This is a genomic window from Acinetobacter sp. BEC1-S18-ESBL-01, from assembly GCF_014169935.1.
GTDB lineage: Bacteria > Pseudomonadota > Gammaproteobacteria > Pseudomonadales > Moraxellaceae > Acinetobacter > Acinetobacter pittii.
Genome location: NZ_AP022302.1, coordinates 1,738,575 through 1,764,517, shown reverse-complemented (window position 1 = coordinate 1,764,517; position 25,943 = coordinate 1,738,575). Strand labels below are relative to the sequence as shown.

21 protein-coding genes and 2 pseudogenes are annotated in these 25,943 nt (G+C 40.7%); 10 read left to right on the top strand and 13 right to left on the bottom strand.

Going from position 1 to position 25,943, the window contains the following annotated elements:
• Positions 1-326: 326 nt before the first annotated feature.
• Genes H7R46_RS08245 through abaQ form a run of 3 tightly spaced genes read right to left on the bottom strand, consistent with a single transcriptional unit; the run spans position 327 to position 4,226 of the window.
• A complete protein-coding gene (locus H7R46_RS08245; protein WP_032012639.1) occupies positions 327-1,901 on the bottom strand; it encodes an aldehyde dehydrogenase (NADP(+)) in 1,575 nt (524 codons plus the stop codon).
• Between the two features lie 11 nt (positions 1,902-1,912).
• Positions 1,913-2,911 carry an AraD1 family protein gene (araD1, locus tag H7R46_RS08240; protein ID WP_182924254.1) on the bottom strand — a complete coding sequence of 333 codons (999 nt, stop codon included), beginning with the start codon at positions 2,909-2,911 and terminating at the stop codon, positions 1,913-1,915.
• Positions 2,912-2,921: 10 nt separating this feature from the next.
• Positions 2,922-4,226, bottom strand: a complete 1,305-nt coding sequence (abaQ, locus tag H7R46_RS08235) for a multidrug efflux MFS transporter AbaQ (RefSeq protein ID WP_005069144.1) — start codon at positions 4,224-4,226, stop codon at positions 2,922-2,924.
• 169 nt (positions 4,227-4,395) lie between these two features.
• Here abaQ and H7R46_RS08230 point away from each other — a divergent pair, with 169 nt between their 5' ends.
• Together H7R46_RS08230 and H7R46_RS08225 are read left to right on the top strand one after the other, a co-directional pair.
• On the top strand, positions 4,396-6,129 hold the full coding sequence (locus tag H7R46_RS08230; RefSeq protein WP_005069142.1) for an IlvD/Edd family dehydratase: 1,734 nt from the start codon (positions 4,396-4,398) through the stop codon (positions 6,127-6,129).
• An 83-nt stretch (positions 6,130-6,212) separates the two neighbouring features.
• Positions 6,213-6,929 (top strand): FadR/GntR family transcriptional regulator, encoded by a 717-nt coding sequence (locus H7R46_RS08225; RefSeq protein ID WP_005069141.1) that lies wholly within the window; start codon positions 6,213-6,215, stop codon positions 6,927-6,929.
• A gap of 68 nt (positions 6,930-6,997) precedes the next feature.
• Here H7R46_RS08225 and H7R46_RS08220 read toward each other — a convergent pair.
• Positions 6,998-7,792 (bottom strand): annotated as a pseudogene (locus H7R46_RS08220) (TorF family putative porin).
• Between the two features lie 80 nt (positions 7,793-7,872).
• A complete protein-coding gene (locus tag H7R46_RS08215; RefSeq protein ID WP_005069138.1) occupies positions 7,873-8,787 on the bottom strand; it encodes a LysR family transcriptional regulator in 915 nt (304 codons plus the stop codon).
• A gap of 100 nt (positions 8,788-8,887) precedes the next feature.
• Between H7R46_RS08215 and H7R46_RS08210 the strand changes: the two genes are divergently transcribed.
• The 7 genes from H7R46_RS08210 to pcaD all read left to right on the top strand — a co-directional run bounded on the left by H7R46_RS08210 (position 8,888) and on the right by pcaD (position 15,342).
• Positions 8,888-9,994 carry a muconate/chloromuconate family cycloisomerase gene (locus tag H7R46_RS08210; RefSeq protein ID WP_005069137.1) on the top strand — a complete coding sequence of 369 codons (1,107 nt, stop codon included), beginning with the start codon at positions 8,888-8,890 and terminating at the stop codon, positions 9,992-9,994.
• Positions 9,995-10,017: 23 nt separating this feature from the next.
• A complete protein-coding gene (catC, locus tag H7R46_RS08205; RefSeq protein ID WP_005069136.1) occupies positions 10,018-10,308 on the top strand; it encodes a muconolactone Delta-isomerase in 291 nt (96 codons plus the stop codon).
• 161 nt (positions 10,309-10,469) lie between these two features.
• Positions 10,470-11,390 carry a catechol 1,2-dioxygenase gene (gene catA, locus H7R46_RS08200; RefSeq protein WP_005069135.1) on the top strand — a complete coding sequence of 307 codons (921 nt, stop codon included), beginning with the start codon at positions 10,470-10,472 and terminating at the stop codon, positions 11,388-11,390.
• 135 nt (positions 11,391-11,525) lie between these two features.
• The gene (locus H7R46_RS08195; protein WP_005069134.1) at positions 11,526-12,197 is read left to right on the top strand and encodes a 3-oxoacid CoA-transferase subunit A; all 672 of its coding nucleotides are present in this window, start codon (positions 11,526-11,528) and stop codon (positions 12,195-12,197) included.
• A gap of 18 nt (positions 12,198-12,215) precedes the next feature.
• Positions 12,216-12,869, top strand: coding sequence for a 3-oxoacid CoA-transferase subunit B (locus H7R46_RS08190; RefSeq protein WP_000121798.1), 654 nt, complete (start codon positions 12,216-12,218; stop codon positions 12,867-12,869).
• Between the two features lie 468 nt (positions 12,870-13,337).
• Complete coding sequence (pcaF, locus tag H7R46_RS08185) at positions 13,338-14,552, top strand: 3-oxoadipyl-CoA thiolase (protein WP_086260938.1); 1,215 nt, start codon at positions 13,338-13,340, stop codon at positions 14,550-14,552.
• A 10-nt stretch (positions 14,553-14,562) separates the two neighbouring features.
• Positions 14,563-15,342 carry a 3-oxoadipate enol-lactonase gene (pcaD, locus tag H7R46_RS08180; RefSeq protein WP_002120942.1) on the top strand — a complete coding sequence of 260 codons (780 nt, stop codon included), beginning with the start codon at positions 14,563-14,565 and terminating at the stop codon, positions 15,340-15,342.
• 57 nt (positions 15,343-15,399) lie between these two features.
• Here the strand turns inward: pcaD and H7R46_RS08175 are convergent, their stop codons facing one another.
• The 4 genes from H7R46_RS08175 to H7R46_RS19300 all read right to left on the bottom strand — a co-directional run bounded on the left by H7R46_RS08175 (position 15,400) and on the right by H7R46_RS19300 (position 20,950).
• Positions 15,400-16,887, bottom strand: coding sequence for an NAD-dependent phenylacetaldehyde dehydrogenase (locus H7R46_RS08175; RefSeq protein ID WP_005069131.1), 1,488 nt, complete (start codon positions 16,885-16,887; stop codon positions 15,400-15,402).
• Positions 16,888-16,920: 33 nt separating this feature from the next.
• Positions 16,921-18,138 (bottom strand): hypothetical protein, encoded by a 1,218-nt coding sequence (locus tag H7R46_RS08170; protein ID WP_080631196.1) that lies wholly within the window; start codon positions 18,136-18,138, stop codon positions 16,921-16,923.
• Between the two features lie 144 nt (positions 18,139-18,282).
• Positions 18,283-20,598: a primary-amine oxidase gene (tynA, locus tag H7R46_RS08165; protein ID WP_080631089.1), complete on the bottom strand. Its 2,316-nt coding sequence runs from the start codon at positions 20,596-20,598 to the stop codon at positions 18,283-18,285.
• Between the two features lie 208 nt (positions 20,599-20,806).
• Positions 20,807-20,950 carry an AraC family transcriptional regulator gene (locus H7R46_RS19300; RefSeq protein ID WP_227591716.1) on the bottom strand — a complete coding sequence of 48 codons (144 nt, stop codon included), beginning with the start codon at positions 20,948-20,950 and terminating at the stop codon, positions 20,807-20,809.
• A 6-nt stretch (positions 20,951-20,956) separates the two neighbouring features.
• Here H7R46_RS19300 and H7R46_RS08155 point away from each other — a divergent pair.
• A protein-coding gene (locus tag H7R46_RS08155) for an IS3 family transposase (protein ID WP_085944219.1) occupies positions 20,957-22,101 on the top strand; the annotation gives its coding sequence in 2 pieces (ribosomal slippage) (positions 20,957-21,221 and positions 21,221-22,101; 1,146 coding nt in all).
• Between the two features lie 63 nt (positions 22,102-22,164).
• Here the strand turns inward: H7R46_RS08155 and feaR are convergent.
• From feaR to H7R46_RS08135, 4 genes and pseudogenes are all read right to left on the bottom strand, one after another.
• A pseudogene (gene feaR / locus H7R46_RS08150) lies at positions 22,165-23,007 on the bottom strand (transcriptional regulator FeaR); the annotation flags it as partial.
• Positions 23,008-23,205: 198 nt separating this feature from the next.
• Positions 23,206-24,162 (bottom strand): p-hydroxyphenylacetate 3-hydroxylase reductase component, encoded by a 957-nt coding sequence (locus H7R46_RS08145; protein ID WP_080631088.1) that lies wholly within the window; start codon positions 24,160-24,162, stop codon positions 23,206-23,208.
• A gap of 45 nt (positions 24,163-24,207) precedes the next feature.
• Positions 24,208-25,161 carry a PDR/VanB family oxidoreductase gene (locus H7R46_RS08140; RefSeq protein ID WP_005069117.1) on the bottom strand — a complete coding sequence of 318 codons (954 nt, stop codon included), beginning with the start codon at positions 25,159-25,161 and terminating at the stop codon, positions 24,208-24,210.
• A 34-nt stretch (positions 25,162-25,195) separates the two neighbouring features.
• Positions 25,196-25,933 carry an SDR family NAD(P)-dependent oxidoreductase gene (locus H7R46_RS08135; protein ID WP_005069114.1) on the bottom strand — a complete coding sequence of 246 codons (738 nt, stop codon included), beginning with the start codon at positions 25,931-25,933 and terminating at the stop codon, positions 25,196-25,198.
• Between the last annotated feature and the right edge of the window lie 10 nt (positions 25,934-25,943).

Genomic DNA, 25,943 nt, shown 5'->3' with positions numbered 1-25,943 from the left:
CACACAAGCTTGTAATACCAGCCGAGCCTGACTAGAAGCTAGTTGATTAAAAGTTTCGAGTTGCATATCCGCTCCAATTTAATGCATTGTCTGACTGGTCTGACCAGATGCATTAAATTAAGCAACAAATATGCCAGTTTAAATAAGATAGGCTTTCTAATAGTTATACATACAATCGGTTTAAAACTACTTCAGGCTTATTTAAATGCGAATAAAAGAAATAAAATTCTTTCAAAATAACTTTATGTAGACTTTTGAACAGTATCCTTAGGGATAGAAAACAAGAATAAAAAAGAGACCAGTTTGTGGTCTCTTTTTTTAATTGATTAGATAGCTTCTTTAGTCATTTCACCATTCACTAGCCTTAAAATCTGCAATGGATTGCTGTCTTTTAAAGCTTCTGGCAATAAACTCTGTGGATAGTTTTGGTAACACACAGGTCTTAAGTAACGGTCAATTGCCAAGGTTCCAACAGAAGTTCCTCGGGCATCTGAAGTGGCTGGGTATGGCCCGCCGTGCACCATGGCATCACACACTTCAACACCCGTTGGGTAGCCATTTATGAGTAATCGTCCAGCTTTCTCTTCTAACACCGAAACCACATCTGCAAACTCGGTTAAGTCTGCTTCGTCGGCAATTAAAGTCGCAGTCAGCTGACCATTCATGCTTTGTAAGGCCTGAATGAGTTGGGCTTTATCTGCTACTTCAATGATGACCGTAGTTGGCCCAAAGATTTCTTCTTGCAGAAGCTGGTCACCCGCCAGTAACAGCTCAACATCGGCTTTAAAGAGTTGTGGCTGTGCCTGATTGCCTTGCTGGGTTTGACCTGCCAAGTGCTTAATACCTTGATGCTGGGTTAAGTGCTCAAGACCAGCGGTATAACTTTTCAAGGTGCCGGCATTCAGCATAGTCTGTGCAGGTTTGCCACCCATAATTTCGGTTAGGTTACTAATGAGCTGACTAAACTCGGCTGATTTAATTCCCAAAATTAAACCTGGATTGGTACAGAACTGACCACAGCCTAAAACCACTGAACCTGCCAAGTCCTGTGCAATTTTTTCACCACGGGTTTTCAGGGCTTCTGGCAATAATAACATCGGGTTAATGCTGCTCATTTCAGCAAAGACCGGAATTGGCTGTGGACGGGCTGCTGCCATATCACATAAAGCACGACCACCACGAAGTGACCCCGTAAAACCAACTGCTTGAATTAAAGGGTGTTTCACTAAACGTTCACCCACGCCATTACCGTAGATCATGTTAAATACACCTTTTGGCATATTTGATTTTTCTACGGCACGCTCAATTGCCTGCGCTACAAAGTCTGCTGTCGCCATATGCCCACTATGGGCTTTTACTACCACCGAACATCCAGCCGCCAGTGCCGAAGCAGTGTCACCACCCGCAGTTGAGAATGCTAAAGGAAAGTTACTTGCCCCAAAGACTGCCACAGGGCCAACACCGATTTTAATCTGACGTAAGTCTGGGCGAGGTAAAGGCTGACGCTCAGGCAAAGCAGTATCAATACGGGCACCTAAAAAATCACCACGGCGCAGCACTTTGGCAAATAAACGCATTTGTCCACTGGTACGGGCACGTTCACCTTGTAAACGTGCAAGTGGCAAAGCGGTTTCCTGTGAGACGATTTCAAGAAAATCTATACCCAAAGCATCGAGCTCATCGGCAATATTTTCTAAAAAAACAGCACGCTGTTCAGGAGACGTATGGCGGTAAGTCTTAAACGCTTGACTGGCTGCTTCACAGGCCTGATTAATCTCTTGCTCAGTTGCATGGTGAAACTCATAAGGCAAAGCTTCACCAGTCGTAGCATGAATACTTTTTAATAAGGTTGTACCTTGTGCGCTGCGTGAACCGCCAATAAAGTTGTGTCCAATGACCATTTTTATATTCCTTAGAGAGTAATAACTGAACCGATCGGTAGCTCTGGTTGTGTATGGGCGAGCTTATTTTTGAGTGGATGACCGAACTCTTTCATTTCTATTTCAAACTCATCGTTGACCTGTGCTTGAATACCATCGGCAAAAGATAGAGTCGCTGTACCGAAATAATGGATATATACATCCCCTGCTTTTAAGAATTGTCGATATTTAAAGTGGTGATATTCCAGATTTGCCAAGCTATGGCACATATTGTCCTCACCCGACAAAAACTCTTTTTCCCAAATGATTTGTCCATCACGACGCAAGCGGCTGGTTCCAACTAAATGTTTTGGTAATTCACCTGTCCGTAAAGCTGGACCAAAACTACAAAAACGTAATTTTGAATGAGCCAGATATAAATAGTTACGACGCTCCATTACGTGATCAGAATATTCATTGCCTAGCGCAAACCCGATTCGGTAAGGCCTTAAGTCTTCGCCAATAACATAGAGGCCTGCGATTTCAGGTTCTTCGCCGCCATCTTCGGCAAATGGTGGTAAAGGTAATTCAGCTCCCGGTCTTACCACAATTGAACCATCGCCTTTATAAAACCATTCCGGTTGCGCACCGATCTGACCTTCTGCTGGACGGCCCTTTTGTAGGCCCCATTGAAATATTCGCATGGTGTCGGTTACCGAGCTGTCATCACTTAAATTTTGTTGATGCATTTTGTCGCGTGCAGATGCAGAACCTAAATGGGTTAAACCTGTACCGGAAATTAAACAATGTGTTGGATCTGGATGATCTAAAGGCGGCAATACCTTTAAGTCTGCTAATAAAGATGAATAATCATAAGTTTCGGACTCAAACCCTAACGCCTCAACTTGTTGTTCCAGTGAAACTTTATTGCGGATTGCTAAAAGTGCTAAATCACGAACCGATTGAATATCTTTAACCGGATATGCCATGTTGCCTTCTACTTTCGCGACGGCACGTTGATTTGCACGATTTTCAAATTGAATAATTTGCATGTTTTATTCCTTACAAAGGCTTTTGAATATTCACTGTTTGTGTTTTTTGACGTTCGAGCTTGGCATAGACGATGTAAGTCAGAATCAAGCCAAAAAGCATGACGATAGATAAGAAATACAAACCAGCAGCCATATTTCCCGTGTATTCTTTTAACAGTCCGATCCCAAATGGACCGACATAGCCACCTAAATTTCCAACAGAGTTAATTAAGGCGATACCAGCCGCTGCACTTGCACCCGTTAAGAAACGACCCGGTAATGTCCAAAACACGGCAGTCGATGAAAATAGACAGAACGCAACTACAGCCAAAGCTGCCAACTGCATAACTGGAGAATTTAGCCAACCACTTAAAAACATTGCACAAGCACCTAGTGCATACAGAAAACTTAAGTGTCCGTAACGATCGTTCAGGCGGTCAGTACTACGCGGAATAATGAGAAGTCCAATAATTCCAAAAATATAGGGAATGCTAGATAAGAACCCAATTTGAATATCACTACCTCCGCCAAATTGCTTAATAATGGTAGGAAGCCAGAGATTTAAACCATAAATACTTAAAGTTACCGGTAAGTAGTAAAGTGCTAATAAAAGTACGCGTTTGTCTTTTAAAGCATGTAGTGGATTGGCATGTCGGGTTTGGTCATATTCGGCTTCATCTTTAACGAGTTCATTTTTAAGCCATTGTTTTTGTTCAATGCTTAACCATTTTACTTTATCAATGTTATCAGGCAGCCACAAAAATGTAGGTAAAGCCAATAAAACCGCGGGCAAGCCAACTGCAACAAACAACCATTGCCAGCCGTGTAAATTTGCAATGCCATCCATTCCAAGTAATAGACCAGCTAAAGGCCCTGCAATCATCATGGCAATCGGTTGTGCAAGCACAAACATTCCCATGATTTTTCCGCGATGCCGCACCGGATACCACTGCGTAATTAGGTATAAAACACCAGGGAAAAAACCCGCCTCTGCTACACCGAGTAAAAACCGTAAGAGATAAAAACTTTTAGGGCCTTGAATAAGCGCCATGGCCATGGTGATGAGGCCCCATGTTAATAAAATGCGGGTAAACCATTTACGAGCACCAAATTTGTCTAAAAGCAAATTACTTGGAACTTCAAAAAGAAAATATCCAATAAAAAATAAGCCAGCTCCTAGACCATAGGCAGCATCACCAATTCCTACATCGGCACCCATATGCAAATGAGCGAACCCGACAGCGGCCCGATCAATGTATGCCACCAGATATAGTATGACTAATGCAGGTATCAGCTTAAACGTGACCGTCCGTATTACATCCTTTTCGAAATCCATCTTCGACTCCATTTCCTATTATTTACTTATAGAGCATCTTGCTCGTAAATTATCCTTTCAATTTAAAATATAGTAATACTATTTAAATTTCAAACCTTTTAAAAATGAAATTTATGGTGTATTTTTAAATTAATTAATTCTAATAGTAATACTATATAGGGAAATTTGTATGAATAACAAACAAGTTCTTCGTTCGGCTGCCTGGTTTGGTACAACGGATAAAAATGGCTTTATGTATCGTAGCTGGATGAAGAACCAAGGAATTCCAGATCATGAGTTTCAAGGCAAGCCTATCATTGGGATTTGTAATACGTGGTCTGAACTCACCCCATGTAATGCGCATTTTCGAAAAATTGCCGAACACGTAAAAAAAGGGATTTTAGAAGCAGGCGGCTACCCTGTTGAGTTTCCTGTATTTTCAAATGGTGAGTCGAATTTACGTCCTACCGCCATGTTTACCCGTAACTTAGCCAGTATGGATGTTGAAGAAGCGATTCGTGGTAACCCTATTGACGGTGTGGTGTTACTGACAGGTTGTGACAAAACCACCCCTGCATTATTAATGGGAGCTGCAAGTTGTGATATTCCTGCCATTGTAGTGACTGGTGGACCAATGCTGAATGGTAAGCACAAAGGTAAAGACATTGGTGCAGGTACTATCGTTTGGCAAATGCATGAAGAGTTAAAAGCAGGCAAAATTGATTTAAATGAATTTCTATCTGCCGAGTCTGGTATGTCACGCTCGGCTGGTACATGTAATACCATGGGCACGGCTTCTACAATGGCTTGTATGGCTGAAGCCCTAGGCACTTCTTTACCCCACAATGCGGCCATTCCAGCGGTAGATTCTCGCCGTTATGTGTTGGCTCATCTTTCAGGTATGCGCATTGTTGACATGGTTCATGAAGATTTACGCCTTTCTAAAATCTTAACCAAAGAAGCCTTTGAAAATGCGATTAAAGTCAATGCAGCTATTGGTGGTTCAACCAACGCCGTGATTCACCTAAAAGCAATTGCCGGACGTATTGGGGTTGATTTACAACTTGATGACTGGAACCGTGTTGGCCGCGGCATGCCAACCATTGTCGACTTACAGCCTTCGGGTCGTTTTTTAATGGAAGAGTTCTATTATAGCGGCGGCTTGCCAGCCGTGATTCGTCGCATGGGTGAAGCCAATCTCTTACCACATCCTCAAGCTTTAACCGTAAACGGTCAAACCATTTGGGAAAACTGCCAACAATCACCTATTTATAACGATGAAGTGATTCGGAAAATAGATAATCCAATTCGACAAGATGGCGGTATGTGTATTTTGCGCGGTAATTTAGCGCCTAAAGGTGCGGTGCTTAAACCATCTGCTGCCACACCTGAACTGATGAAACACCGTGGTCGTGCAGTCGTATTTGAAAACTTTGATGATTATAAAACCCGTATTAATGACCCAGACCTTGATGTCGATGAAACTTGTATTCTAGTCATGAAAAATGCTGGTCCTAAAGGTTACCCAGGCATGGCTGAAGTTGGAAATATGGGGCTACCGCCAAAAATTTTAGCCAAAGGCATTACCGACATGGTTCGTATTTCCGACGCACGAATGAGTGGAACAGCGTATGGCACGGTAGTTTTACATGTTGCCCCTGAAGCTATGGCGGGTGGGCCTTTGGCTGTAGTTCAAAATGGTGACTTCATTGAGCTTGATGCCTATGCTGGAAAACTTCACCTAGAAGTGAGTGATGAAGAACTTAAGCAACGTCTTGAAAATTTAGCACCACCAGCTCCACCAAGTTTTATTGGCGGTTACCGTAAGCTCTATGTAGAACATGTTTTACAAGCCGACGAAGGTTGTGATTTTGATTTCTTGGTCGGTTGCCGTGGCTCGGAAGTTCCACGCCATTCTCATTAATATTTATTCTTGAAAAAGATGATCTTGTTAAAACACAAGGTCATCTATACCATAGGATATTCAACATGTCGTAATAGTGAAATATGAGTAAAGCTGACTATAAAAATCCTATTCCAAGCAAAAGCCAACATGCATTAATTGTTCAACAATTGGGATTAAAAATTGTTTCTGGAGAAATTTCAGAAAATGAGAAACTCCCAAGTGAAGTTGATTTATGTGAGGAATATAAAGTCAGCCGCCCTGTCTTTCGAGAAGCAATCCGTGTTTTAAACGCGAAAGGCTTAACTTACTCAAGACCAAAAATCGGAACTGTGGTGAGACCAAAAGAAGAATGGCATTTACTCGACCCGGATGTACTGTTTTGGTTGATTCAAACGACGCCTGAACACGAATTTTTTAAAACACTTTCTACCGTACGACGCGTTTTGGAACCAGAGCTTGCTTATATTGCAGCAAGTACGGCAAACGAAGAAGATATTGAACGTATTAAACATGCCTATGAAGGGATGGAAAAAGCGACAACAGTTGAAGAATTTATAGAGCCAGATATTCAATTTCATTTGGCAATTGCCAAAGCAACTCATAATGACTTGTTGGCTTATATGTCAAAAATGTTGGTTTTACCTTTGCAGCAATCCATTCAAGTCACTAGTCTGCGCCCAAATTTACAAGGCCATTCACTACCTAGACATAAAGCGATTTTAACCGCAATTGAAAATAAAGATCCGCTCTCGGCTCGCCATGCTTCACTTGTTCAGCTAGACGACACCAAAATGGCTTACGATTTAATTAAAAAATAATCTTTATATATTCACTATTTAAAGCCTGATCACTCAAAATAAAGTCATCAGGCTTTTTTATTTATAAATTAGAATACCTTTTTAACTGAGACAGTAAATGTCGAATCAATCGGATTTGAAATTGGCGCATCAGGTTCACCATTACTATACTTTTTATAGAAACCATCTTTGTCCCAAGCTTTGGCATACGCTAAACCAGTAGTCCAGCCATCCCCTAAATCCTTAATCAGCTCGATTTTCATATCTTGAAAGTTAGCTTCCGAGAAATTTTTAATTCTTTCATAGCCATAGTGAGCACCAAAAGTCCAAGACTCATTGATAGGCTGAGTAAAAGTTAGATCTAGATAAGTTGTTCCTCGTGAACGTTTACCTGCTGGGCCACCCATCGTATCTGAGTTATAGCCTGCATAATCTGGAGTGTAGGTAATGAAATATTTAAGAGTCAAAGGCCCATAACCAATTTGAGGCACAATTTCGCCATAGTTATAACTGGTACTTCCCGTTTCAGGCGTACTTTTAGCTCCCGGATAGTAGTAATAAAAAACCGTCATTCCAGCCGAAAACTTATCAAAAGTTTTTATATAACCTGTATAAAAATCCCACTCAACTGAAGCATCACGAAGATAGTTAGAACTTACATTTGAAGCCCAAGTCCCTACAAATAATCCATTCGGATTTGCATAATCTAGACCAATTTGTAAAGCAGGCTTACCTCAAGTTTGTTGAAAACCACGTGAGATATATTGACTTGCGAAGGTTACATTAGCACTGTATGGAGAAATTTGTTCTTGTTCATTTACTTGCTCAGCATGTACAAAACCACTAGACATAATAAGAGAAGCTATCCCTAAAATTTTTCTCATCTAATAATCCTTTTAAATATTACCTATAGGTTTAAAGTTTTAAAATAACATGATAATTCAATTTAAAACGTATTAAAAAGTTATAAATTCAAATTTCTAGACACTTCTTCTTCGCTATAGATCTCTTCAATACAATCTAAGATTTTAGGAATATATGAACTTTGGTCCATATTGCGCATCGATAGAGAAATGGGACTATAGGCTTCTAAGTCTAAGATATTTAAATAAGTTAGATTCTTCATTCCAATATCACAGGCGCTTTCCGGAATAATACAAATACCCTCCCCAGATGCCACCAAGCCAAGTGCCATATGAATTTCGCGGACTTCAGTCAGTTTGGCAGGAACAAGACCTAATTCGGTAAATAAAGCTTGAATAGTAGTCGAAAAATTCGGTTTAGGTGTTGTGGGATAAGAAAAAATTGTCTCATTGATAATTTGAGATAAATAGATTCCTGATTCTTGGAACTCACTTAAAGGATGTTTTTTATGAATCGCGAGTTTTAATTTTTCTTTTCTAAGTAGAAGTCGCTTAATGGCAGGATCGCTAATCGGCAATCGACCAAAACCTAAATCGATTTTGCCTAACTTTAAAGCTTCGACCTGATCTCGTGTACCACATTCAATAAGCTCGACATGAATGTCAGGGTTTTTTTGTCTAAATAGATAAATGACCTGCGGTAATCGCCCATAAAGAAGCGAACTCACATAGCCAACTTTAACAACATTCTCGACCAGCTTCATTTTTTTAGCCATAGAAGCTGCTTGAGCCGTATGCGTTAGAATTTGTACTGCATGTTGGTAAAAAAACAGCCCAGCTTCTGTCACTTTTAATGGACGTGAGCCTTTCACAAACAGATCAATTCCTAACTCTTCCTCTAATTTCTTGATTTGACGCGTGAGTGGTGGCTGAGCAATAAAAAGCTTCTCAGCGGCTTTAGTCAGACTTTGTTCTTCAACAACGGTAACAAAATAACGTAGATGTCTTAATTCCATTAATATACCTTTTTAGTATCTTAAAATACCGTTCTATATCTATTTTAGGCTATTACATTCTTCTATGGTATGTAAATAAGTTTGAAATAGTTGAAACTTCATGTATAGAACCATAGAAACCATACTTGTGGATATTCCAACTATCCGTCCTCACCAGTTGTCTGTGACTACCATGCGTACTCAGACTTTGGTGCTCGTTAAAATTACGACCACGGATGGTATTGTAGGTTGGGGTGAAGCGACCACCATTGGTGGACTGAACTATGGTGAAGAAAGTCCTGAAAGTGTCAAAGCCAATATTGATACTTACTTTGCACCATTACTCGTATCAGTTAAAGATTTAAATGTTGCTCAAACACTAAAACTGATTCGTAAGAATATTAATGGTAACCGTTTCGCGAAATGTGCCATTCAGACTGCTCTACTTGATATTCAGGCAAAACGTTTAGGCGTGCCATTAAGTGAAGTTTTAGGTGGCCGTCTGCGTAATAGTTTACCTGTACTTTGGACGCTCGCGTCTGGTGACACAGAAAAAGATATTGCTGAAGCTCGAAAAATGATTGAGTTAAAACGTCATAACACGTTCAAACTCAAAATTGGTTCACGCCCTTTGCAACACGATGTTGATCATGTGATTGCAATTAAAAAAGCACTCGGTGCAGATATTAGTGTACGCGTTGACGTAAATCGTGCATGGTCAGAGCTGGAATGTATTCAAGGTATTCAACAGCTACAAGATGGCGGGATTGATTTAATTGAACAGCCTTGTGCTATTCAAAACACAGAAGCACTTGCTCGCCTCACCCATCGTTTTGATGTCGCAATTATGGCAGATGAAGCTTTAACTGGTCCCGACAGCGCATACCGTATTGCAAAAAGCCATGGTGCTGATGTATTTGCAGTAAAAATTGAACAATCTGGTGGTCTGATCGAAGCGTGTGAAGTTGCCAAGGTTGCAGGTTTGGCTGGAATTGATCTTTATGGCGGCACTATGCTTGAAGGTCCTGTAGGTAGTATGGCTTCTGCTCATGCATTTGCCACCTTTGAAACATTAGCGTTTGGTACTGAATTATTTGGTCCGTTATTGCTTACCGAAGAAATTTTGAAAGAACCGCTACGTTACGAAAACTTTGAATTGCACTTGCCAACGGCTCCAGGCTTAGGCATTGAAATTGATGAAGATAAAGTCGAGAAATTACGTCGTTAAGGCAACAGGATAAGGAGTTTCCAATGTTATTTCATGTACGTATGGATGTGCATATTCCACTTGATATGCCAGCCGACAAAGCAAATGAAATTAAGGCTGTTGAAAAAGCCTATTCGCAAGACTTACAGCGTCAAGGTAAATGGCGTCACATCTGGCGTATTACAGGCCAGTACTCAAACATCAGCATTTTTGATGTCGAGAGTAATGAAGAATTGCACAATATTTTACAGGGTTTACCTCTCTATCCCTACATGAACATCGAAGTTATGGCAATGAATCGCCACCCTTCTTCTGTTCGTGATGATGATTCGTAAACCAAAAGCATTTTTTTAAATGTGATCTCTGAAGTCCATTTAAAAACCAAGCAGATTATTCAGAAGGTAACAAGGAACGTGGCGGCACTTATTCGCTAGCAAAACAAAATGCCCGCAACGCTGCCACCCAAAACCGTATTGCATACTTAAGGAGTTTTAGTATGAACCGTCAACAAATTGATGCGCTTGTAAAACAAATGAATGTCGACACTGCAAAAGGCGAAGTTGATGCACGTGTTCAACAAATTGTAGTGCGCCTTCTCGGGGATTTATTTCAAGCCATTGAAGATTTAGATATTCAACCTTCAGAAGTATGGAAAGGTTTGGAATATTTCACAGATGCTGGTCAAGCAAACGAACTTGGTCTTTTGGCAGCTGGCTTAGGTTTAGAGCATTATCTTGATTTACGTGCAGATGAAGCTGATGCCAAAGCTGGTATTACGGGTGGCACACCACGTACCATCGAAGGCCCACTTTATGTAGCTGGCGCGCCTGAATCTGTTGGTTTTGCGCGTATGGATGATGGTACAGAATCTGGCAAAATCGATACCTTAATTATTGAAGGTAAAGTAACCGACACGGATGGCAATATCATTGAAAATGCCAAAGTTGAAGTATGGCATGCCAACAGTTTGGGTAACTATTCGTTCTTTGATAAGTCTCAATCTGACTTCAACTTACGTCGTACCATCTTAACTGATGCTGATGGTAAGTATGTTGCATTAACAACTATGCCTGTAGGTTATGGTTGCCCGCCAGAAGGTACAACTCAGGCCCTTCTTAACAAATTAGGCCGTCATGGTAACCGTCCATCTCACGTTCATTACTTCGTTTCTGCACCGGGTTACCGCAAGCTGACTACTCAATTCAACATTGAGGGTGATGAGTACTTATGGGATGACTTTGCTTTCGCAACCCGTGATGGCTTAGTTGCAACAGCAGTTGATGTAACTGACCCAGCTGAAATTCAACGCCGTGGTTTAGATCACGCTTTCAAACACATCACATTTAACATCGAACTTGTTAAAGATGCCGCTGCTGCTCCTTCAACTGAAGTTGAACGTCGTCGTGCTAGTGCTTAATTGAAAGTATATGTGAGTTAAAAGTTCGCTTTTGACTCACAAAATTTATTCCATTTATTACTACCATTAAGAATTTAAATAAATTTTTAGCGGTAGTAATAACATCACGTTACCTCATGCTCTAAGGTTTCTCACATGATTGACAAAAGTAAGTCCTCACTAAGCGAGGTTCTATCGCAGATTAAAGATGGTGCAACCATTCTGATTGGTGGTTTCGGTACCGCAGGACAACCCGCTGAACTCATTGATGGTCTTATTGAACTCGGTGTTAAAGGCTTAACCATTGTCAGCAACAATGCCGGTAATGGTGACTATGGTCTGGCGAAACTGCTTAAAGTAGGTTCAGTTAAAAAAGTCATCTGTTCTTTCCCACGTCAGTCAGATTCTTATGTATTTGATGAATTGTATCGTGCCGGGAAGGTTGAACTTGAAGTGGTACCGCAAGGTAATCTGGCGTGTCGTATTCAGGCAGCTGGTATGGGCCTAGGCGCTGTGTTTACCCCAACAGGCTTTGGAACACTTTTGGCTGAAGGCAAAGAAACCCGTGAGATTGATGGGAAAGATTACGTACTTGAGTATCCGATCAAGGCGGACTTTGCCTTGATTAAAGCCTACAAGGGTGACCGCTGGGGCAATCTGGTTTACCGTAAATCTGCACGTAACTTTGGCCCAATCATGGCGATGGCTGCGGATGTCACTATTGCTCAGGTTTCTGAAGTGGTTGAGCTAGGTGGTTTAGACCCGGAACACATCATCACCCCAGGTATCTTTGTACAGCATGTTGTACAAGTAGCGCCAGCACAGTAAGCAATAAGGAGAAATAACATGAGCTACCAGAAACTCAGCCGTGACCAGATTGCACAACGTGTGGCGCAAGATATTCCCGATGGTGCCTATGTGAACCTAGGCATTGGCTTACCAACCAAGATTGCAAGCTACTTACCTAACGATAAAGATATTTTTCTTCACTCTGAAAATGGCCTATTGGCTTTTGGCCCACCGCCAGCGGCAGGTGAAGAAGACCCTGAACTGATTAATGCGGGTAAAGAGTTTGTGACCATGCTTGAAGGCGGCAGCTTTTTCCACCATGGCGACTCATTTGCCATGATGCGTGGTGGACACCTAGATATTGCTGTACTTGGGGCATTTCAGGTTGCTGCGAATGGTGACTTGGCCAACTGGCATACAGGTGCACCCGATGCGATTCCTGCTGTGGGTGGTGCGATGGATTTAGCGGTTGGTGCCAAGAAAGTATTTATCACCACAGATCATGTGACCAAGCAAGGTGAGCCGAAGATTGTGGCTGAGCTAACTTATCCAGTAACAGGTAAAAAATGTGTTGACCGTATTTACACGGATCTTTGTGTGATTGACGTGACCAAAGATGGTTTAAAGGTGATTGAGAAAGTTGAAGGTCTTAGCTTTGATGAGTTACAGGCTTTAACGGGTGCAACTTTGATTGATGCAACTCAAGGGTAAGGTTTATACAGCCCCCAATTACTAGTGAAAGCAAAAGTTTTTTGTATAAGTAATGCCTTACTTTTTAAGGATAAAAAGTAACAAAAATCCTTTGTTACTCAGACACAACATCCCTGTTGTGCTGAGCAACGAGGCGACATCCATGTCGCCATCGCGAAACACAGAATGGAACTCATTGAATACGGTTCTTGCTTATTAATTTGGTTTTTACCGTAATTCGCTATTGTGACAGGCGACATGGATGTCGCCCGTTGGACAGGGAGGCATGGAAGCCTCCTCTGTTCAACAAAGGTTTTTGGTTACTTTTTTAAAAAAGTGACAAGAATTAGCTACTGGCATTTGACTCAACACGATAAGACTCTGTCATGTTTACTTTTAACTTAGTAACCATGATGATCGCCAGCAAACTCTGGAAAAGTCTAACGATGTGGCAATGACAGCAATAGATTTCAAAATGGAAATGTAAGAATGAAAAACGCTTATATCATCGATGCCATCCGTACTCCATTCGGCCGTTATGCCGGTGGCCTTGCACCTGTCCGTGCCGATGACCTTGGTGCTGTGCCGATTAAAGCCCTCATGCAGCGTAACCCAAGTGTAGATTGGGAACAGGTCGATGATGTGATCTATGGCTGTGCCAACCAAGCCGGTGAAGACAACCGTAATGTCGGCCGTATGTCAGCACTGCTTGCAGGTTTACCGTATCAAGTACCGGCAACGACCATTAACCGTTTGTGCGGTTCTTCACTCGATGCGATTGCCATTGCTGCCCGCGCCATTAAAGCAGGTGAAGCGAATTTGGTGATTGCAGGTGGTGTGGAAAGTATGAGCCGTGCACCCTATGTGATCGGTAAGTCAGACAGTGCCTTTGGCCGTAGCCAGAAGATTGAAGACACTACCATGGGGTGGCGCTTCATTAACCCAAAACTTAAAGAATTGTATGGTGTAGACACCATGCCCCAGACTGCCGAAAACGTCGCTGAACAGTTCAACGTTAATCGTGCAGATCAGGACCAGTTTGCCTTGGTGAGCCAACAACGCACCGCAAGCGCGCAAGCCAAAGGCTTTTTTTCTAAAGAAATCGTGGCAGTTGAAATCCCTCAGCGTAAGGGTGATGCTGTTGTGATTGATACCGATGAACATCCTCGTGCATCGACCACACTTGAAGCTTTAAGCAAACTTAAACCTGTGGTTAAAGCAGATGGCACAGTAACAGCAGGCAATGCTTCAGGTATTAATGATGGTGCAGCGGCTCTATTGATTGCTTCTGATGAGGCAGTCCAAGCTTACAACTTAAAACCGCGTGCCAAGATCATTGCTTCAACAGCAGTGGGTGTAGAACCACGTATTATGGGCTTTGCTCCTGCACCAGCCATTAAAAAATTACTGAAACAAGCCAACCTGACTTTAGAGCAGATGGATGTGATTGAGCTCAATGAAGCCTTTGCTGCACAGGCTTTGGCCGTGACCCGTGATTTAGGTTTGCCAGATGATTCTGACAAGGTAAATCCAAACGGTGGTGCCATTGCTTTAGGTCATCCACTTGGTGCATCAGGTGCACGCTTAGTCACTACAGCCTTAAACCAGCTTGAACAAACAGGTGGCCGTTATGCCTTGTGTTCAATGTGTATTGGTGTGGGACAAGGCATTGCTTTGATTATTGAACGTGTTGAAGCACTTTAAGGAGAAACAAATGCCATCTTTTCAATCTGCCGATGCACAAATTAACTATCAAACTTTTGGCGAGCCATCTTTCCCTGCTCTGGTATTTTCCAATTCTTTGGGCACCAACTATGGCATGTGGCAAAAACAGTTTAATGAGTTAAAAGATCAATTTTTTGTGATCTGCTATGACACACGTGGTCACGGTTCATCATCTACGCCTGACGGTCCATATACTGTAGAGCAATTAGGTGAAGATGTTGTCCGTTTACTGGATCATCTAAATATTAGCAAAGCTGCTTTTTGTGGAATTTCTATGGGTGGTTTAACCGGTCAATGGCTGGCAATTCACTACCCTGACCGGTTTAGTCATGTGGTTGTGGCAAATACTGCCGCTAAAATTGGACAAGAACAAGCATGGCTTGACCGTGCAAAATTAGTACGTGAGCAAGGTTTACAACCGATCGCAGCTACAGCAGCCTCGCGATGGTTTACAGATCCCTTTATCCAAAGTCATGCTTCAATCGTCAACAACCTATGTAACGACTTAAGTGCTGGCAGCGCAATGGGTTATGCCAATTGTTGTGAGGCTTTGGCTAAAGCGGATGTCCGTGAGCAGTTAAAAGACATTAAAATTTCTGTATTGGTGATCGCTGGAACTCAAGACCCTGTAACGACTGTTGCAGATGGTGAGTTTATTCAGCAACGCATTCCACAATCAAAACTTGCAGAAATAGATGCCTCTCATATTTCCAATGTAGAGCAACCAGAAGCTTTTAATAAAATCCTAAAGGATTTTTTATTAGGTTAATTTAATGATTCAAAAAAAATGGCCTATAAAGGCCATTTTTTTATATCTCGTAGAAACTTAATACCGAATCATCACCGATTTTAATTCGGTGTAATCTTCAATAAATGCATCTGAAAACTCTCTACCAATTCCTGAAGCTTTCACACCACCAAATGGAACAGATGGATCTAAGAAAGTATGCATATTGACCCACAAGGTCCCTGCTTCAATCTTAGGAATTAAACGCAATGCTTTAGATAAATCATTTGTCCAAATACTTGCGGTTAAACCAAAGCGCGACTGATTCATAAGCTGAATAAGTTCTTCGTCAGTGTCGAACGGCATTACACCAACTACCGGACCAAAGGTTTCCTCAGAAAATAAAGGATCATCTGTATTTTTAAAGGAAATTAAAGTCGGCTGTACAAAATATCCTGTCTGATCTAGAGCCTCACCCCCTGCAATAATCTGGTCGTTGGCTTTAGCCATATCTAAATAATGTTTTACTTTATTAAAATGTGGCTGATTAGAGAGTGGACCAAACATACTTCCCTCATCCATAGCCGATCCAATTTTGAAACTAGAGAGTGCTTTAGATAGTTTCTCAACCAGTTCATCATGTTTTGTACGGTGGACAAAAAAACGCTCTGGAGATGCACAAACTTGACCTTGATGTACAAAAGTTGCTTGTAATAAAGTAGGTAATATCTCATCGATATTTGCATCAGCCAAGATGGCTATGGCATTTTTACCACCCAGCTCTAGACTTACACGGGTTAAATCACTGCTCATCGCGAGCTTACCAATCGCTATGCCTGTTGGTACTGAACCTGTAAACGAAACTTTCTTCACGAGCGGCGATTCAATTAAATATTGTCCTGTCTCCCCCTTACCCGTAACCACATTAATTACACCGGCTGGAATACCTGCTTCGATGGCAAGTTCAGCTAAACGCAATAAAGATAAACTGGCAAACTCACTTGGTTTAAGCACAATGGTACAGCCAGTTGTCAAAGCTGAACCGATTTTCCAAACGCCAATCATGAGTGAGAAATTCCAAGGCACAATCCCTGCAACCACACCTACTGGTTGCCTTAAAGTAAAGGCCGTATATTTTTCTCCTTGCATAGAAGGAATAGAAGGTTGCATGGTTTGACCATTAATTTTAGTTGCCCAACCCGCAAAATATCTTAAGAAAATAACGGATTGTGCGACCTCAAGATGACGGGAAATATTGATAAGTTTTCCGGTAGACAAAGTTTCAAGCTGTGCAAGTTCTTCACCATATTGCTCAATTAAGTCTGCTAGCTTATTCAGTTTAACACCACGCTCATACGGCGTTGTTTCAGCCCAAGCATTTTGAAAAGCATGTTCAGCACTTTTTACCGCACTATCTACATCTTGTTGACTACCAATACTAATTTGAGCAACCACTTCTTCAGTCGATGGATTCACAATATCCACTTTATCTAAAAGCTCGGCAGCAACTAATTTTCCATCAATAAAATGTCCATGTTGACGTGCCATAAATTGCTTTACGCTTTGTAAAATCTGAACTTCACTCATTTTTATTTCTCTCAATTCATTAAAAAGGATCTATTAATAGATGTATTGCAAAATTAACTGTGCATAGACATTGGTCTTATCATCGTAGTTTTGTGTACCGCCACTATGGATATCGTGTTTCGGTTTATAAAGTCCCACTAAAGGAATCACGTTGAATTTTTTATTAACTGACCAGACCGAAAAGATATCTAGCTCATGTCCATCTACATTAGTTAAAGATTTATTTACTGTTTTGAACTTATAGGCCAAAGCACCCAACATAAAATTTTCTTTCAAATTCATCATGTAAGAGACTTGATGAATATCTGCATTTTTATTAAATGGACCCGCATAGTTTCCGGCAACTTCGCCCTGAAACCATGTACCAAACCCGACTGTATTTCCATAAAACATAGGGTCGTATTGGTCTGAAAAATGACTAAAACGGTAGCCTAATGAAGGCGTATATTTTGAAGATAAAAAGTTATAGTTCAGCGCTAAGTAGCCAGCATTTTCGTGGCTATCTTTTTTATCTTGTACAACAAACTCAGTTTTAACTTGCAGCTCTGGTAAAGGTTGATAATTCAAGCGTAAAGCATAATTTTTAAGGTCTTGTCGTCCTGAAACCTGTTCAGCATCTTTAAGATCTAATACGTTTAAATAGGTAAACCCAACACCCTTATCTTTAAGCTGATACATCAGATCAGTCACAAAGAGTTCTGGGGAAAATTGTGCTTTATTGTCGGACTTTAAATAAGCCAGCTTTAGCGTTGTATTCTCTTGCGGTTTGTATTGAAGCAAACTTGTAAAATCAAAGCTTCGACGAGCTGCCAGATAATATGCTCCGCCCCGATCTAGTGTGCCGTCCGCAGGCGCTTTACCGAGATTTAATGCATCACCCGCAATAAAGAACCCATCACCAATCATGATATTTTGTCGACCGATACTTAAATCATAGGTCGTTAACTCATCTTTATTGGTACCGTCTTTAAAACCAATGATCCATTCATTCACATCCGTTTTACGTTCTTTGCCATTACTATTTTGGCCTGCGTCACCATCACCAAATGTTGCCGAGCTAATGCCGCTCAAGCTTGCATAGAGCTGATTGTTTTTAAAGGTGTATTGTCCTTTTGCACCATATTTAAGATGACCTTCTTGCCAATTGACTCTTTCATCCTCTAGGTTTTCGCCGTTATAGCTTTTACCGCTACTAAAAGCCCCAAAAGTTGCTTCAAAAGTCGGTTTAATTTCAAGCTCACCAGCATGCACAGTTGAAAAAAATGAGACAAAGAGAGTCCCTCTCATAACCTGAGAAAATAAATTTTTCATTGATAAATTCCTTTTTTGCGAACGACTTACCCACGCTCAGCTATGGGTAACTAACTCGTTACCCATTCTGGCTTATTCACATTTTTAGTGATGGTCGTGCTGCGTGTTTTGCTCTTCTTCACCCAAGTTTAAAGTCGGGGTGTTGTCAAAGAAGTTCCAAGGTTTAATGAGTGTATTCACCCACTCTGTCGGCATGATTGGCCACTCTTCAGCACGTGCCACATGCGTTGTACCTGTTGTCATCCACACCACAAGGTCTTTATTTTCAATATTTTCATTGTTGCTAATGAACTGTCCTAAACCTGTGTCATGAGTCGAACGGTTTGAATATTTCCCTTCAGGATAGCGTTCGTCTGGATTGTATTGAGTCACCCAAATTTGCTTATCCATAAAGTTCAAACGTTTAAATAACCATTCATCTTTAGAAAAATTGGCTCCTTTCGCCACAGGGTGTGTTCCACCTGCAAACGGAATCAATTGGTAAGAAACAGGATTGCCTAATTTATTTCCCTTGTTGAAATTCGTCAGTAAGCGAATAGTGGATGGATCAAATTTTTCAGCCGCATTTTGCTCATTCGTAATGACTTTACTGTCGATTTGCATCGTGCTAGTACGAACACCGCCTTTGTCATTGGCTTTCACCACAGGGTCCATATGCATAAAGCTATTATTTTCACCATCGACGTCCATATCTAAGCGGAAGTTATAGATGTGCTGATGCGTTGTACCCACAATATTATGGTCAATTAAAGTTCCATATTTGGTGTCTTCTTTTGCGGTACTGTCATGCATGGTGCGTGATTTAACGCCTTTAACAGCTTCAATACCTGTTGCACCAGCATTAATCCCAATTACACCATTTTGGGCAAATACCCAGTCAAACATGTAATCATAGTTTCCAACCGTACTAATCCAGCGCACCACAAGTTCACGGCGGGCTTCACTGGCATCTTGGTTACCAAAAATTTCGTGATGTTTATATTCAGGTCCAGCATAACGTTCAAACACGGCAATGGCATTTGGAATCACTTGTGGCTGGCCTTTATAGTCAGCAATCACGGCATCAAGTAAAACAGCGTTGTCGGGTGCATCTGTTCCCGGAATAATAGATGAGGTAAGTGTTCCCATCCCATATTCGCCAGAGTCTAAATAAGATTTGAAGTACCAACCGATATCAGGGTCACCATATGGAACCACCATTCCACCCAAGTTACCTTCATACATGACTTTACGCTTTACGCCCTTATCTTTGTAAGTCACGGTTGAAAGCTGTAAGCCAACACGAGAATCTAACGCCACATGCAAACACCAGTTGCCCCAATGTATGGTTTGACCTGTAATGCTAAAGTTTTTGCCCTCAGGTTCAGTAATATTGAGTGGTTTTAGCTTACCTGCTACGGGCTTATTCGACATATAAGGTCGATTTGCCATTGGCACAGGAATAATCGCACCTTCTTCAATCTTGATAATTTTTTCTTTATCTAAATCGACTACAGCAACTAAATTTTCAATAGGATGCGCCCAGTAGTTACCATCGCCTACATCGAGATAAGCGACGACTTTTAATATATTGAGTTGTTTATCTAAACCATCTTTGCCGCCAAAATATCCAACAGTTAGTGGTGTAGCAATCACTTTCTTCACATCAGTAATGCCACGTTTCCGTAAAGCCTCCTGATATTCTTTACTTGTCTCAATTACACGCTGTACGGCTTCAAAATTATCGAGCAACACCATTCCATGAGTGTCTTTAAGTACATTCCATTTGGTGACTTGTTGAGTGTTAAGATTAACTTCACCTTCAATCGCTTGACTACCCTTTAATAAAATAAATGAGGCAATACGATCTTCTTTAAATTCTTTGTGATTAATAAAGTAATCCCAAACTTTTGCTTTTTCAGGCTCTTTAAGCTTTAACTCGGCAAAACGCATATTTTTATAGGCATATTTCGAGCGGTTAATCACATCAAATGTTTTTTTAATTTCGTCAGAATTTAAACTGTTGAGCGGATGAAAAGTATTTTCAACTTTAAAGGTTTGATCTAACCCAGACTGGAATACTTCATTAAAAAAATCTTTTCCAATAACAGGTTTACCCTCTTTAATTAATAAAGGCACGCTGAGCTTGAAAGGTTTGCCATTTATCAAAACCTGATCTGAATTGGGTTTGGCTCTTACCACGATAGAGCCTTTGGTAATCATATAAGTATTGGTAAAATCGTCTTTGACAACTTTAGCACCTTGCTCACTCATGTTTTGATAAAGTGAGACCATTTCGGCCTTGCCACCATGCGCAAACGCTTGAGTATTGAGTCCCCAAAAGCTTGCAGCGATTGATAAGTTAAGTGCCAGTATTTTTTGTATGTCATTCAATAATCGTTGTTTACGCATTGGTTTCATCCTTTTCATCTATCCCTGAACTATCTGAATCAGACAGTTAAAATGCACTTCCTGTGAGTGAAATTTATTAGACCAACTTAATAGTTTTGTGGTTATTAAGCTTATCTAACCTGCTCTAATGAATTTAATTTCAACACAGTTACATAGGGCTAGCTTGTTCAAGAATGACGTCGGATTTGTCTAAAAATGACATTGAGAGATGAAAGATTTAAACCGACATACCCTCTCTAAATTCTTTAGGAGAAATGCCATAAGTCTTTTTAAAGATTTTTGAAAAATGAGAGAGGTGGATCAGGAAATTTGAACAACACTTATAAGTGATATTTTGCTCCCCAAATGATGTTATAAACATCAATATATGGAGTATTTTATGGCACGTAGACCAAGAAGAAATCATTCAAATGATTTTAAAGCTAAGGTAGCACTTGCTGCGATTAAAGCAGAAAAAACACTTGCTGAATTGAGTGCTGAATTTGATGTTCATCAAAACCAAATTATCGACTGGAAAAATCAACTGATTTCAGCTTCCTCGCAAGCTTTCGATCAATCAAAAGCTCCAACAGAACCACCCATCGATCTAAAAAAACTACATGCAAAAATCGGTGAGCAGGCATTAGAAATTGATTTTTTAGAAGGTGTGTTGAAGAAACTGGGCCGCTTCAACCACAAAAGTTAATCGATGACTCACTTCAGATTTCAGTATCTAAGCAAGCTCAGCTGCTGAAAGTCTCCCGTGGTTGTTATTACTATCGCCCAAAACCTGTGAGTGCATCAGATCTGAAGCTGATGCGGTGTATGGATGAGTTACATATGCAATACCCTTTTGCAGGTAGCCGTATGATGCGTGATTTGTTGAATCGTCAAGGACATCATATAGGACGACGTCATACACGTACTTTAATGAAGAAAATGGGCATTAATGCGTTATATTGCAAACCAAATTTAAGCCAGGCTAATCAAGCTCACCGCAAATATCCATATCTGCTCAAAGGATTGGCTATTCAGCGCAGTAATCAAGTGTGGTCTACGGATATAACGTATATCCCTATGGCAAAAGGCTTTGTTTATTTATGTGCTGTGATTGATTGGCATAGCCGCAAGGTACTTGCGCATAGAGTATCGATTAGTATGGAGGTTACATTTTGCATAGAAACATTAAATGAAGCTATTGAAAAATATGGTCGACCTGAAATATTTAATACAGACCAAGGCAGTCAGTTTACCAGTGATGCATTTATTGATGTATTGAAATCAAATGACATCCAAATCAGCATGGATGGTAAAGGTCGATGGGTTGATAATGTGATGGTTGAACGATTATGGCGGAGCGTTAAATATGAAGAGGTGTATCTCAAAGCCTACAGCAATGTTTTGGATGCGAAGAAGCAATTAAACGCATATTTTGAATTTTATAATTTGAAACGACCTCATTCGAGTCTGGACAAAATGACTCCAGATGAGTTTTACTATGACCAGCTACCACAACAAAATAAGGTAGCTTAACTAGAGCAGAGTATCACTTATAAATAAGCTTTTAGTTGTTCAAACATGTGGGACCACCTCTTGAGCACCGTCCCAAAAACCCCACTTCAAGGCAACTTGAGTAATCGAGCTTTGTTTATTTCTTTTATCGAGTAAATCTGCTTTGACTTTTTCTAGGCGTTTGAGCTGTATATATTTGTTAATAGATAAATTTTCTTGAAGAAATAAGCGGTAGAGATGACGTAGCGAAACCCCAATATGCTCTGCAATTAATTTAGGTGTTAAATCTGGTTTTGCTAAGTTTTCTATAATATATCGCTCAGCTTTTTCCATGAGGTTATTTGAGCTATTTATATTTTTATAATTGATTGTGGGTTTGATTAAGGCTATCAGCGCATCTTCAAAAGCATTACCATCTTCGGTTGCGTACCAAAGTTTAATGTTTTCAGCAGACATATTTTTCAAAATATTTTTGAGTAAAAAACCACTCATATTTTGAGTAATCAGTTTTCCAAAATATTCGGTACTAATATTTTCTTTCAGTAATTTTTCACGCGACAGATGCACTGAAATCTGGCTTACCAAACCTTGCGGATACATCGAAATTGTTTCGACCGGGTCGACCAACACAATATCGCCTTCATTCAGGCTGATTGTCTCATTTTTATATTCGAGCAGCATTTTTCCCGAATACTGCAAAATCAAAAAACAAAAACGATTATTCACTCGATCGATTTCATCGGCTTTTCGGACAATTTTATTTGCATTGTTTTTGATAAAAGCAATTTCGGTATCACCCAATAAAAAGCACTGAACTTCACCAATGAATAAATTACGGGTTCCGTCAAAATCGGTTTCAAAATTGCCGCACACACTTTTAATATGGTGCGTCCATGTGAGTAATGCATCGCTTACATATTGGTTCATCCCTTACCTCTCTATACATGTGCCACCGTTCAAGATTTTGCGTTTGTGGTGATGCACTGTCTTGGCTTATTTGCAATCTTGTTTTATTGATAAACAAATTGTGTACCAAAAATTCCTTATCCTTGGAATTGTTTTGATGATAGTCAGCTAGATATGAAGAAGCTGATAAATCAATTCAATTTATCAGCTTAATGGGACTTATGCTACTCCTGCAAAATCTCGCAGCATGGTAATAAAAATATCCTTTTGTTCCTCAGAATACTTTTTAAATACCTCATTTTGATGGCTATCGGCAATATCAAATAAATACTGCGCCGTTTGTTTGCCTTTTTCAGTCAGTGCATACAAATTATCGTGATCGACCAGCAACCCTTCAAATTTTAGAATTTCAGCCGACCTTTCAACTTCCTGCATTGGCATAGCAATATCACGCGGTAAATCTTCTTTACTTGAAGCAGTACCACTGGCTAAAACAAGCAAGAGACGTGATTCACTGGTACGGAAACCCGAAGCCATTTGCTTAGGGATATAGTCGGTTTGATACGCTTTAAAAGCACGACTCATCAAGTAGCAGACATTATTATATAAGTGCCCATAATGTGTTTGGTCTACGCCGCTCTGTTCAGTTTGCTTAACTTGAAGGCTTGGATGCGGCATGACACAAGAATATGCACCTTGATGGTAAACCAGTGGGCTTCGGCCTTGATCATGGAAACGAACCACTTTACCAATAATAATCCAGTGGTCCCCACCTTCAATAACCTGATAACGTTCGCACTCAAACACCGCAGAACAATTTTCTAAAATGGGTGCGCGTCCTGCGCCAAGTTGAAAATTTGTGTCGGCAAATTTATCAATATTGCGTCTCGAAAACTTATTAGACAGCTCAATTTGCGTGCCCGATAAAATATTGACTGCAAAATGTGTTGCTTCTTCAAATACTGAAAAACTTGACGATTTTTTATCAATGCTCCACAAAATAAGTGGTGGATCGAGTGATACCGAGTTAAAACTATTTGCGGTTACACCGACTTTCTCACCTTGTGCATTTTGTGCAGTAACAATGGTAACGCCTGTTGCAAAATTTCCTAATGCTCGTCGAAACTGTAGTGGATCGACCGTAAACTCATCTATTTGTTGTAATACATTCATCATCTTTCTCCTAAACCTTCTCTTACATCCATATAAATCGCGAGAGCATTAGATATCTAAAACTAGTCTCGGTGTTTTAGAGCGTGAACAGCACACCAATATTTGTTCATTGCTGGCTTTTTCTTCATCAGTAAAATAAACATCTCGATGATCAGGTTCTCCTTCAATTACATCGCACATGCAGGTTCCACATACACCTTGCTCGCAAGACATTTCAATCTCGATGCCTTCTTTAGCCAAAGCCTGCAAAATGGTTTCGCCAGCTTCAACCATAATGATTTTTCCACTACGCTCAGCCACCACCTCAAATGAATCTCCCGAGGTGTCAGTTTCAACTTGGAAATATTCTTTGTGGATTTGCTGCTCAGGAAAATCGTGAGTCGTGGCAAGGTTAATCACCCAGTCCATGAAACCGATTGGACCACAGGTATAAATATGACTTTCAGGATCAATATCTTTAATGGCAGATTCAAAAAAGGCTCTGTGGCTTGCACCTTCGGATTTAAAATGGAAAGTTGTGTATTGTGCTAACTCACCATTTTTAATTTCATCAACAAAAGCACAGTTTTCTGGGCTAGCGCCGCAGTAGTGAAGCTCAAATGATTCGCCTTCATGTGCAAGTTGATATGCCATCGTGATTAACGGCGTAATCCCGATTCCACCGCCAATCAAGACACTGTGTTTGGCTTTTAAAAGTGGAAATAAATTTTTTGGCTCACTGACCTGAATTTGCATGCCATCTTTAATTTCATCAAATGCAGAAATCGAGCCGCCACGTGATTCAGGGTCACGTAAAATTCCAAGGCGAAACTTACCTTCGTCATTTGGATTTTGGCAAAGTGAATATTGGCGCACCATGCCATTCGGTAAGTGCACATCAATATGTGCACCTGCTTCAACCTTTGGTAATGCAGCAGAAGTTGCAGATTCAAACTCCATAACTGCAATATTTCCACCTTCCACATGGCGATTTTTAACGACAACATCATAAAGTGTAGTCATGATTTAACTCCCTTTTCACGCGTAGCCTATTCGCTTAGCGCATGAATAAACCACCGTTAATATCCCATGTTGCACCAGTCACAAACCCCGCATTTGGACTCGCAAGCAACCCACAAGTTTCAGCAATAAAGTGCATACTTCCTAAGGATTTAACCGGAATATTCTGGATGAACTGTTCCATTTTTTCGTCTGGCACTACACTATGAACGATTGGTGATTCCATCGGTCCCGGTGCAACTGCATTGACCGTCACCCCCTTTGCCGCAAACTCTTTGGCAAAAATTTTGGTTAACGTCACAATGGCCCCTTTGGTTGCCGCGTAGTGTGCACCCGTTGCAGTACCGCCGTTTTGTCCCGCTAAAGACGCCATATTAATGATGCGTCCATAGCCTTTTTTCGCCATATATTGGCCAATAATTTGGCAAGCCTGAAAGGTGCCGCGTTGGTTGACTTGGGTCACCCAATCAAAATCAGCTGCGGTAATTTCTAATACTGGCGTTGCTTTGGTGACGGTGGCATTGTTAATTAGCACATCAAGTTTAGAAAATTTCTCTTCAATCCATTGCACGGCAGCATGAAAATCTGCCTCAACTGAAATATCTAATTTCAAGGGAAACATATTTTGTGCATATTGACTTTGTGCCTTGGCATTCTCGGCTTTTTCAAGCGTACTTGCCGACAAAATCACTTGATGGCCTTGGCTCGCAAAATATTCAGCAATCACATTACCGAGTCCAGAAGCAGCACCTGTCACTAAAACAACCTGTTTCATGTTACCGCTC